Genomic DNA, 11,638 nt, shown 5'->3' with positions numbered 1-11,638 from the left:
TGTTATGATTTCCGTCTATATGATGTAGATGTACTCTCTCTTCACTTGTGAGTTGAAGCCCACAAGCTGCACATGAATGGTTTTGCCTTTTAAGGGCTTTAGAGGTTTCTCCGTCATAGAGTTTGCTGTTACGCTTGCTGTCGGGTAAGAGAGAATATGTCACCATATCTCACCGAGTAGGGTTTGAATGTTGCCATTCTCACCCCCTCTTAGAACCGTGCATGAGAGTTGTCCTGCTCACACGGCTCAGGCTTTACTTCAAGCCTTTGAACTTGGATGCGTGAGTGTACCTGCTTATGACACGCTTTGTGTAAATGGACTAGGTTTTTGGTGTCGTCCGTTCCCCCGTCCTTAAGCGGTACTATGTGATGGGTTTCGATTTCTTCTCCGTTGAACAAAGGGTCATTACAGACAGGGCATTTCCATTGTTGTTGATTGGCTACTTGCTCATATTTAGAACCTTTGGCCCAGTTATTTTTACCCTGTTTTTTCTGTCTTTTTTCCCAGTATTCATTGAGAGAGGGGTCATCAGGGCTTGCGTTCCCTTTGACTTTTATATGTCTTACTATGGGTGTGCTGCTGATGTCGTAGAGAAAATCAGATACTTTTTTCCCTTTTCTATCAGTCCCTTTACACATAAATGTCCAATGTCTCCCTTTTAATCGATGAAAGTATTTGTCTTTGACCCACCTTTTTCCTTTGTTGGGATGTCGTCTTGTAGCCCATCGCCAAAGGTATTGCCATACACGATAGTTTATGTATTGGAAGGTTTCTTTGCTAATTACACCTTTGTAGTAGTTAGCAAAACCTCTGAGAAGTGGATTTAATCTTTTGATGATTACTTCTTGTGTATTGGCTTTCATATTGGATAGGACTTGTCCTATCTTTTTACAAAATGCCAGCAATTTTTCTTTTTGGGGTTTAATTAGCAACTTACCGTTATATTGACGTAAATTGAATCCCAAGAAGTTGAATCCGTCCTCAATGTTTACTGTCCGTGTTTTCTCGGCACTGATTTTTAATCCTCTTTGTGATAACCATTGCTGTATCTGGATAAGTGCTACCTCAAGCGATTCCTTGTCCTTTGATGTGACAACGAAATCGTCGGCGTACCGAATGATGCCTAGCTTTGGGTTAATTTGTTTAATAAATGTTTCTAACCCGTGCAGCCCAATGTTGGCTAATAATGGGCTGATCACACCACCTTGGGGAGTGCCTGTCTTGGTTGGGTTGTACTGACCCTTATCAATAAATCCAGCTTTTAGCCATCCCTTAATGAGTTCACCACTTGGTACTAAACTTATCAGGTTGATGATGGTTTCATGGGCAATCTTGTCAAAGAAGCCTTGTATATCAGCGTCTAAAACCCATTTGTGTCCACCTGCATTGCTGTTTCTAAATTTATTGAAACATTGTTCTATAGCATCGTGACAACTTCTTCCGGGTCTGAATCCGTAGGAATTGGCTTCAAACACGGCTTCCCATTCAGGTTCTAGTATGTTCTTGACTATTGCTTGTGCGACTCTATCCTTTATGGTTGGGATTCCTAAAGGACGTTTCTTGCCATTTGGTTTAGGAATGTACACCCGTTTAGTGGGTGCTGCTTTTGGCATTTCCCACTCATTGACAAGTTTAACTCGCTGTGCAGGTGTATTAATTACCTCCTTATCTATACCTGCTGTTTGCTTGCCGTCATTGACTTGAGTAATTTGTCTTACACTAAGCAACAAGTTGGCACGACTTCTTATTAAAAGTTTCTGCAATCGTCTAAGCTGCTTCCACTTACCAAGTTTTCGGGCGAGAAAGATTCTTTGACGCAGGTTCTTAACAGTTTTTCGGACTCGCTTCCAGTTTACCTGTGACCAGTCTTCTAACTGTCTGTTATCTCCATTTATCAAGGTTTGTCTTGACATCTAACTTATGACTCCATTTAGTTCCTTTGTTTTGGTTTCTTTTCTCATAAAACCCAAGAGAAGTCTGCTATTCCTTTCGGTCAGGGGCAAATTTTGAACCCCTATCTGACTCATTACAACTCAGCATTCGCTTTTTCTCTCATCTTCTGTCCTCCAAGGATTTCCGTCTTTGTTACCTCAGACCTACTTAGGATTATCGACCTTTCCTAAGACCTTGTAAGGGTTTACCCTGTTGTGTCATTTGAATCATCGAAACGGTTAGGATGGTCGCCTGTTCTGCGGAAGGGGTTTTGTTTCCATACTTGATAAAGGGAAGAATTATCAAGTCCACCTTCTTACCTTTTTGGTTACAGTCTGTCAGGGATAATTTGACTATTTTTCTTATGACGCAGTTTAATCAACGACTTAGTCTGTGTTCGTCCTTCCATTTCTCCTTCTAGCTCCTTACCGCTTAATCCCTAGCAGCTTCGGCTACTTTTGTGGTCTGCATTCCATCCGTTTCGTTACCTACTTGGATGTGACCGAACTCGTTAGAGTCTTTTACATGAAGGTAGGAGTGGAAATCTCCTAGAACCGTCGGCGGTTCGTTTCAAATCACCATTTCAGGTCGCAACCTCCCCTAAGAACCGTACTTGACACTCATCGCATCATACGGCTCAAGCCTCTGCCTTCACAGCACGTTTACCACTGTGTACCGCTTTGTGGCAAGCTTTGTGTAGGTGCTGGAGATTGTCGATATCATCCAAGCCTCCTTCTGCCACTGGTACTATGTGATGTGTTTCGATAGCTTCACCGTTGTTAAGGTGTTCCCCACATATAGGACATTTCCATCTTTGGTTCTGGGCAATTTGATAATACTTTGACCCTTTATGCCAGATGGTTTTACCAGATTTGGTGGCTCTTTTTGTCCTGTAGTCTGTTAGTGTGGGGTCGTCTGGGGATGCTCTCCCTTTTACCTTGATGTGGCGTTCAATGGGTATTTTGGCTATGTTGAATAAGCCAATCTCTTTGGTTTGGCCTCTTCTGTCTTTGACATCGCAAGCAAATTCCCATCCTTGGCCTCTGATTTTAAAGTATCGGTTGGCAGTCCAGTGTTTGCCCTTGTTTGGGTGACGCCGTTTTGCCCATAGCCACAGAGTTATCCACATCTGATGTTCGATGTAACTAAATACTTCTTTGCTGACGGCATGACGATAGTAGTTTCCAAAGCCTCGAAGTTTGGGGTTAAGTTGCACTATGACGGTTTCCTGTTTTACCGTTTTATTTTGTTTGAGCCAATCTCTAATTTCCTGGAGGAAATTTTGGACTTTTTCTTTTTGCGGTTTAATCAGGAGTTTGCCATTGTATTGTCTGAGATTAAACCCAAGGAAATTTATACCTTCGCTGATATGTACGATACGGGTTTTTTCTTGATTTAGTTGTAATCCCCTTTGTGATAGCCATTGTTCAATTTTGGGTTGAATTTTCTCTATGTCTTCTTGACAGGTTGCAGTTACAATGAAGTCGTCTGCGTATCGGACAAATCCATATCTATCGGTTTGTTTTCCGCACTTGTGTTTTCTTCTAAATTGCTTTAAGAAGGTTTCTAGTCCGTGTAAACCGATGTTTGCCAGGAGGGGGCTTATAAGTCCACCTTGAGGCGTTCCGCTATTTGTTTCATGAAGTTTTCCTTTGTCCAGGTATCCTGCCTTTAACCATTGTTTGATTAGGTTTCGGGCAGGAAAATGGACGATGGATTTTAGGATAGCCTCATGAGTGATGTTGTCAAAGAATCCAGAGATATCAGCATCCAATACCCAGGTGTCTCTCCCCTTTTGTAATCGTAAGAAACATTGTTCAATGGCATCATGACAACTTCTTCCGACTCTGAATCCGTAGCTATTAGCCTCGAATTGAGCTTCCCATATAGGTTCAAGAGCGTTCTTAACAATAGATTGTGCTACTCTATCCTTGATGGTGGGTATGCCTAATGGTCTTTGTTTGCCATTGGCTTTTGGAATGTACACTCTTCTGGTCGGTTTAACTTTCCATAGGGTGAATTCTTCCATTTCTTGGACGAGTTTTACCCTTTGTTCAGGTGTTTTTATCACCTCCTTATCGACACCTGCTGTTCGTTTTCCCTGATTTAGTTGGGTAACTTTTCGCACGGACAATATTAGATTGTCGAAGCTTCTTAATATCAGTTTCGTAAGGCTTCTGACCTGATTCCACTGACCGTTCTGTGTGGCACGATATATCCGTTTCCTCAGATTCTTAACATTCTTAGTGACTGATTTCCAATCAATCTGTGACCAATCTTTAAGATGTCCAGAGTCTCCGATAACCAGAGTGGTTTCCATCTTTCAATCTCCGTTTAGTCTCAATGAAATCGTGTCTATCGTTTAAGACCTGTCAGAAGTGGGCTACCATTTTCAGGCGGTGTGATGTTGGGATATACCCTCAACCCTTATTCTCTATGTTACATAGAGACATTCGCTTTCTCTGACTTCCTCTACCCCCTAGACATTTCGGCTTTGATTACTCTCGGCTTACTCCCTTGTTTCGACCTCAAAAGAGAGTCTGTGGGGCTTACCGTGTTCCGCTTTTGATGACCTTCGATCAGGTTAGGGTTCGACTCATACTCCGATAGCTTTTGGACTTCTTTGTTAGACTACTGGACTTCTAACAACCAGCTATGCACCATTTTGGTCAAGGTGTTTCAGCCCTATTTCACCTTTTCTTAAATAACGGAGCTAGGTTAGTCGTTCACTTATCGTTAACCCTTCCTTTTCTTCCTCTTGCGTGTACCACCGATTTTAGGCTTTCAGTTTAAACGCTTTTGTGGTCTGCATTCCAACAGGTTCGTTACCTACTTTTGTTGTGACCGGACTCCGAAGAGTCTTTTACTTGAGGACTGGGGAGAAGTGCCCCAGGGAGAGACGACTCTCCATTCATCAAATGCGACTTTGCACGTCGCGCCCAGTATATTAGGTCACCATCATAGGGTGATTTCTCCCCTTTCACATTGACGAATTTGTTTTCAGAGTAGGAGACTGTAGGAAAGGCTTGTAAGATTAATTTCTTACTTGAATAGCGATTCTGTTTTTTCTCCCTGTTGAATACCTTAAAGGCTCTTTTCTCCATGAAGTATAGGCTATTTTTAGCCCCATCCATTTTGCAGTAGCGATGGTAATTCCTCCAACCTCTAACGATAGGGGCTAATTTCTTAGCTTTGACTATCGCGCCATAATTCGAGCTATTGATAATGGCTTTTGCTTTCATTCGGAAGGCTTTGAAGTTATCCGCTGAGGGACGGCTTCTGAACTTTCCGTTTTTCTGGACTTGGAAATTCCAACCCAGGAAATTAAATCCATTTGTCGTAGCTGTTAGTCTAGTTTTTCTTTCACTGATTTCCATGCCTCTTGCAGCTAGGAATTCTTTAACTCTTTCAAGTATGTTGTTAGCATCATCTTGGGGTTTGAGGATAAATACCATATCGTCGGCGTACCGAATTGAATTATGGATTCCCTCTATCCCATTGAGAGCTATATTAGCTAAAAGTGGCGAACAAACCCCGCCCTGTGGCGTTCCTTGGTCAGGAAATCCTACATTAGTACCAGCTTTGAGACATCTGAAGATGCCAAGCTTTAACCCTGAAGGGGCAATTAGGTTTTCCATAATTGAAGAATGGTTTATTCTGTCAAAGCATTTTGAAATATCCAGTTCGATTACTCTTTTCTGGATGCCATTGCTTTTTGACCTTAGATTGTTGAACAGTTGTTTCTGAGCATCGTGCGTTGAACGTCCTGTTCTAAATCCGTAGCTTCGAGCATGGAATGTTGCTTCGTGGGCTGGTTCTAGGGCGTATTTTGCTAGGCATTGCCAAGCTCTGTCGCTAATGGTTGGCACTTTGAGAGTACGTTTTGTTCCATCCTTTTTTGGAATGGGAATTTCGCCTAGTCCTTTATGTTTCCAATCATTAACTTTTAGCCTCAATTCTTCTTCGAGTTCAAACCTTTCCCTAAAGGTCAGGGCTAGTTTTTTGTCGATTCCAGCCGTTTTCTTTCCAGCATTTAGTTGTGTTACTTGACGTATAGCCAGAAATCTCCCTGCTTGAGAGCGTAGAATCAGTTTTTGCAAAGACCTCGCTTTTGGCCGCTCTCCTGCTCGAACCGCTTTATACACTCGCTTTTGTAGGCGGAGTAAGTCTATCCAGAATTTCTTCCAGGGTAAGAACTCCCAAGATTCACTATTAAATTTATTAATGTGTCCAATCATACTCTACAGCCGTTTATGTATTCTAAGTTCCTCAAGGCAGTTACGCCTTGTCCTACCCGAATCTAAGGGATTAATCCTCTCGTCTGGTCTACCGTAAATTCGACTTATCTACAGACCTTAAATTCGTTTTTATTCGTTCCGTTATGACGATTATTGTGTTCCTTTAGAAGTGGCCACTTCAACCGCCTGAACCCCATACTCATGCCGTTTGGTTGCCAAGACATCGGCGGGATACTTATACTCAGGCAACGTCGGGCTTTTATTTAATTGCTCCCGCGTCCGACTAGGTTGCTTTTTTAGGCCCTGTTTCTTCATAGGAACTCCCCGTTAGCACCAGTGTCACTTGCAAATTAGTGTCTGATTGCGCCCTGTTTCCAGCTTCGACCTCCAGAATTCCGAGTCTGGTCATCGTGGACAGATCGGGAGTCACTCTTGAGTTTAGAGGGAAGGGTTTTCACCTTCATCATCAAAACAGTTATCATCTAACCTCTCGGTTAGAAGCCTTAGTTTATATGGATGTTACCCATTTTCGCTAAGAACGAACCGCACTGGCAATGTCTATGTAGAAGTTGTAGATTACTGTATGTATCCTTTCCACCCTTGCTTTTAGGTATGATGTGGTCAACTTCTAGTAAGTCTTCACTTGTAAAGTTTAGACTGCAGTGTGGGCATTTACCTTTTTGCTTTTTAATTAGCTTGGCTACTTTTGAAGGAGTCCCTGGGTATTCGCCTCGTCGCTTGCTCCAATAATTCCAGTCACCGTTATATGGACTCGCAGTTCCCTTAACCTTTATATGTCGGACTATGGGTTTACTGGCGTGAGTTTCTAACTCAATTCCGTCTTCAGTGCAGAAGCACCAATTTCGATTTCCTACTGTTGTCCAGTATTTGTCTTTATTGATGCGACCTTGCCCTCTGTATGAAGCCCATGCTCTGAGTTTTTCGTAAACAAGATTATCCAACTTATTGAAGGTTTCCTTGCTGACTACGGTTGAGTAATAGTTTGACCATCCGCGAATAATCGGATTCAGCTTACTTATTAATGCAGCTTGTGGAGCGGTCTTATGGGCATCTATTACGTCGCCGATGTGTTTCAGATGTGCTTGGACTTTCTTCTTAGAAGGTTTGATTAGTGTTATAAAGCCTAGGTTTCCATTTGTTGTTTTTGCAGCTCTGTAGTTTCCCACTTTGTGCTGTTGAATATGGAATCCTAGAAACTCAAACCCTGCTTCTGTTTCTTCTGTTTTGAATGTGTGGGTTAATCTTGTTTTACTAGGCTTTAATTCCAATCCCATGTCTTTAAGCCACTCTTCAATAATTGTTTGGCAGTTTTTAATCATCTCCAGACTTTCGTGAATTATTACGAAGTCGTCAGCGTATCGGATTAAACTTAGGGCTTGACGGTTTATTGTCTTTTTCCCTTTAAGAGTTTCTGCGTATTGTTTAATCCGTTCTTCCATTCCGTGTAAGGCAATGTTTGCTCTTTTGGGGTGATATTGTTCCTCCTTGTGGTGTACCCTGATTGGTAGGGAGGAAAACTTCCTGGCCAATTACTCCTGCTTTGAGCCATGTTTTAATTTGACGGCTTAAGGTAGGGTATGTATTGACCTTTTTGAGCAGAGCTTTGTGGTTGATACGGTCGAAACATTTTGAGATATCCGCATCAAGCACATATTTGGCCTTTTGTTTGATGCTTAGGTATATTGCTCCTATAGCATCGTGACATGAGCGTCCTGGTCTAAAACCATAGCTGTTTGGCTCAAATTTGGCCTCCCCTTCTGGTTCTAACGCTTGTTTGACAAGTGTTTGCAAGGCACGGTCTTTCATTGTTGGAATGCCTAGCGGTCTTAATTCGTCGCTGTTAGATTTTGGAATCATTACCCGCCGTGTGGGTTTAGATTTCCCAGTGACTTTCAGTCCATTGGTCAAGGTGAGACGTTGCTTTGGGGTCAGCTTTTTGATGCCGTCCACTCCTGCCGTCTTCTTACCCTGATTATCTTGGGTAACTCTTTTTACCGCTAAGGCCCTTGCAGACCAAGACCTAATCAAGGTCTTTTGAAGCTTGCGTACTGCTTTGACATCGCCACGTTCACTCGCTTGAAATATTCTCTTTTGCAACTTAAACGTTTTGACTTCAGCTTTGCGCCAGTCAATTTCGTTCCATTCCATCATCAACTTAGGTTGTGCTTTAGACTTATTCATTGCTACTTGTTCCCATTTCTTTGGAGTTACCGTGAATCCGTCAGCATATCCAATTCATTACAAATTGGCGTTGGCTTCTGATTCAATCCTGCCCCTATATATCATGCGGTTAGCACCTACTAGGCATCGACCATTCCTAGAGATATATAAGGGTTACTTCGTTCCGATTACACATTTTCTTGAGTCTTTAATGTGATGCTATCCACCGGGTTTTGTTGGTAATGCAATAGGTCGTCTCCTAATACGCCTATACCTTTATCCTTGCCTTTTGGCTTGGCCTTGAACAGTCGTTATGGCCATTAAGCGTTACGATGGTTCGGGTACATCTTCACTTTCGTTACATATGGACTCTTGCTTGACAGTCACCAGATTCGACTACCAGTGGTCTGCCTTTTTATCCCGCTTTACCCTGACAGTTGCTAGTTGTCAAAATAGGGATAATGCTTTCACTCCTGCATCTGGAGGGAGGACTTGCACCTCAAATGTAATCAGTTCTTACAGCTAATAAGGCTGTAGTGACCGTCCCGCAAGCCGAAAGGCTTGCTTTAGGTCAAACGAATCGCACTAAGATTAAGCCAATACGCTGTCTTAATCTTTACTTGTGCATTTACTCTCTAAGATTCAGCAATATTTTGAATGATTATAGATATGAAATGAACATATCTTATTCCTAATTTCCTTGCTCTCTGCTGCCAACAAAATGTAGCAAAACTTTTGATATTTGGTATTACCGAATAATTAATAATTAATCATTAATAATTATTAATTAAATACCTTGGTTAAAAGCCTCCCCCCATAGGGGAAAAAGCGGTCGGAAAGCGGAGCATTCCGTTAGGATGGGATGGCGAGGTTTCCCGAAGAGTGCAGAGCCGCTCCGAAGTGCGCCATATCCAATCGACCAAGAGAGCGGTCGATCTTCGGAGCTTTCCGTAGGATGGGATGCACTACCAACCTAGCCAGATCCAATCTCCCTAAAGAGAAAAGTGCTCTTGAATTTCCTTATATTCAATTCCCGTACGGTTTTAACCAAAGGTAATTATCCATTATCCATTATCAATTAATGAAAAATAGCTATAGCAATCCTAAATGATTTGTGAGAATTTTTATAATAGTTAAGATTGACGAAAAACCTTGAAAATTCTGAGGACTGTACGGGCGAAGAGCTCTTCGCCCTTACGACTCGGTCCGACTAACAACCACAAAAATATTACAATTGTGCAGAGGATTGCTATACTAAATAGCTAATAATTATCAAAAAAGTTCCATCCGCCTGTGTTAATTACTTAATAATTGAAGTTTCATCCAAGAAAAGCATTCTTTTTTCATGCTTGGTATAACTCTATGGTTTAGTTTGCCAATAGAAGTAGTATAAAAAATGTTTTCAATTTTTATACTTGAATTTTTTGACATAGAAAAGTAAAATCGTATAACTATTCAGTAAAATCACATAGAACATTGCTTAAACTTGATTAAGTTTATCACTTTTTAAATCGTGTCTATCTTTACTTGTTGTCTGAAAATTTTCCGATTCTGCCACAGATAGAAACTTTTTTTAGTATAGACAAGTCTTATTTGATCAGAATAGCAGTTTCTTAAGTTTAAAAGATTTCACAAATGCCTAAAAAACTTAAGCAGTTATCAACATAATTCAAAAAAATATTAACAATAATGGGAACTATAAATGCACTTCAAGTGATTTTTACTGATAACAGTAACGATAGTATCAACGCAGCAACTCCTATAGGTACTCTATTTCCTGAAATACCTATAACTGCTTTGGGTACAATCAATGATTTTGACCCTGTAGACTTCTATCGCCTCACAGTTAATACACCCTTAACTTCAGGAATTGCACTACAAAATCTGACTGGCGATGTGGATGTAGCAGTATTAGATAACAATGGTAATTTAATTGCTAGTGGTAATAATTTAGGGGCATCAGATGAAGCATTTCAGGCAACTTTCTCTATCCCTGGAGAATATTTGATCAATGTTTTTCAAACTGCTCCTGGTATTGCTAGTGACTATGAGTTAGCTCTATTTCCTGCAAGTGCTAATATTAATGTTGATGTTAATCCTAATGACAACAGTAATAATAACATAAACACACCAACTTTTTTGGGTCCTCTACTTCCAGAAGTACCTATAAGTCAGTCGGCAACAATTAATGATTTCGATCCTGTAGACTTCTATCGTATCACAGTCGAACAACCATTAACTGCGGGAATTGCCTTACAAAATATCACTGGTAATCTTGATGTAGCAGTATTAGATAGCAATGGTAACTTAATTGCTCGTGGCGACAACCTGGGTACATCAAATGAGGCGTTTCAGGCATCTTTCTTTACCCCCGGTGAATATTTAATCAATGTTTTTCAGACTGCTCCTGGTATTTCTAGTGACTATGAGTTAGCTCTGTTTCCAGCTAGTGCTAATATTATTCCTCCAGCACCTCCTGTACCTCCTATACCTCCTATACCTCCACTACCTCCTATACCTCCTGTACCTCCACTACCTCCAACACCCCCTAATCCCCAAGGAGTAAGTGTTAGTATTGAAGGTACACTAGACAATAATGCTGATGAATCTGTGAGAAATCTTCAAAACACAGCTTTCGTCAAGAAAGACGATTATTTGTTAAATGCGGCACCAAATACTCCTATAAGAATTGAATTGGATGCTATAACTGGTTTTGATCCTCTATTAGAAGTATATCAATTACCTCCAGATTCTCTATTAGAATCTGGACAGGGCCAGATAATTGCAGCTAATGACAATGGTGGTGGTGGTGTTGATGCTATAATTAGACCAGGGGTAGTATCAGATATTCCCGGGATTTCTTCTGAGTTAATTCTATCACCAGGATTTCAGTATTTGCTGCGCGTAACTACTAACGATCCAATCTTTTTAGAAGGTTATAACTTAAATGCAAGTGTTGATAATGGCTTTATTAGTTTGACTCCGGTACGATTCGGAAATACTATAGGAGACTCAATTATCGGAGGAGACCCGTCAATAAATGGTTTGTCTAATGAAGGAAACTTTTTCTAATTACTCACAATAGTCTAGTAAATTCTTAGGGACAAATGAATCTTGTGTCCCTATTAAAATTATCAACCACTTAATATCATCTCATTACAAGATTTGACATCCTCTCTTGGTTAAATACAAGGGATATAATAGACATCTCCGATAATAAAAAATCAAATCAATTATCGCACATAAATAATCAATTCTTTCCCCCTACTCCCTACTCCCTACTCCCT

General features: G+C 40.9%; 6 protein-coding genes. 1 reads left to right on the top strand and 5 read right to left on the bottom strand.

Going from position 1 to position 11,638, the window contains the following annotated elements; all coding sequences use genetic code 11:
* Positions 1-209: 209 nt before the first annotated feature.
* The 5 genes from ltrA (QNJ66_RS23840) to QNJ66_RS26295 form a co-directional block, all read right to left on the bottom strand.
* Positions 210-1,913, bottom strand: coding sequence for a group II intron reverse transcriptase/maturase (gene ltrA / locus QNJ66_RS23840; protein ID WP_300511144.1), 1,704 nt, complete (start codon positions 1,911-1,913; stop codon positions 210-212).
* 656 nt (positions 1,914-2,569) lie between these two features.
* A complete protein-coding gene (gene ltrA, locus QNJ66_RS23835; RefSeq protein ID WP_300511143.1) occupies positions 2,570-4,252 on the bottom strand; it encodes a group II intron reverse transcriptase/maturase in 1,683 nt (560 codons plus the stop codon).
* A 505-nt stretch (positions 4,253-4,757) separates the two neighbouring features.
* Positions 4,758-6,170 (bottom strand): reverse transcriptase domain-containing protein, encoded by a 1,413-nt coding sequence (locus QNJ66_RS23830; RefSeq protein WP_300511142.1) that lies wholly within the window; start codon positions 6,168-6,170, stop codon positions 4,758-4,760.
* Between the two features lie 503 nt (positions 6,171-6,673).
* Positions 6,674-7,630, bottom strand: a complete 957-nt coding sequence (locus tag QNJ66_RS26300) for a group II intron maturase-specific domain-containing protein (protein ID WP_366146317.1) — start codon at positions 7,628-7,630, stop codon at positions 6,674-6,676.
* On the bottom strand, positions 7,614-8,372 hold the full coding sequence (locus QNJ66_RS26295; protein ID WP_366146316.1) for a reverse transcriptase N-terminal domain-containing protein: 759 nt from the start codon (positions 8,370-8,372) through the stop codon (positions 7,614-7,616). The genes QNJ66_RS26300 and QNJ66_RS26295 overlap by 17 nt, the downstream gene beginning before the upstream one ends.
* A 1,668-nt stretch (positions 8,373-10,040) precedes the next feature.
* On the opposite strand from QNJ66_RS26295, the gene QNJ66_RS23820 reads away from it, so the two are divergent.
* Positions 10,041-11,423 carry a hypothetical protein gene (locus tag QNJ66_RS23820; protein WP_300511141.1) on the top strand — a complete coding sequence of 461 codons (1,383 nt, stop codon included), beginning with the start codon at positions 10,041-10,043 and terminating at the stop codon, positions 11,421-11,423.
* The last annotated feature ends 215 nt before the right edge of the window (positions 11,424-11,638 follow it).

This window comes from Crocosphaera sp., from assembly GCF_030064895.1.
Classification (GTDB): Bacteria; Cyanobacteriota; Cyanobacteriia; order Cyanobacteriales; family Microcystaceae; genus Crocosphaera.
The sequence above is the reverse complement of the archived record's forward strand: the minus strand, read 5'-3'. Positions and strand labels throughout refer to the sequence as shown.

Bases quoted from the DNA above. Each gene is read 5' to 3' on its own strand.
- ltrA (WP_300511144.1), bottom strand. From the start codon at position 1,913: ATGTCAAGACAAACCTTGATAAATGGAGATAACAGACAGTTAGAAGAC.
- QNJ66_RS23820 (WP_300511141.1), top strand. From the start codon at position 10,041: ATGGGAACTATAAATGCACTTCAAGTGATTTTTACTGATAACAGTAAC.
- QNJ66_RS26295 (WP_366146316.1), bottom strand. From the start codon at position 8,372: ATGAATAAGTCTAAAGCACAACCTAAGTTGATGATGGAATGGAACGAA.
- QNJ66_RS23830 (WP_300511142.1), bottom strand. From the start codon at position 6,170: ATGATTGGACACATTAATAAATTTAATAGTGAATCTTGGGAGTTCTTA.
- ltrA (WP_300511143.1), bottom strand. From the start codon at position 4,252: ATGGAAACCACTCTGGTTATCGGAGACTCTGGACATCTTAAAGATTGG.
- QNJ66_RS26300 (WP_366146317.1), bottom strand. From the start codon at position 7,630: ATGGAAGAACGGATTAAACAATACGCAGAAACTCTTAAAGGGAAAAAG.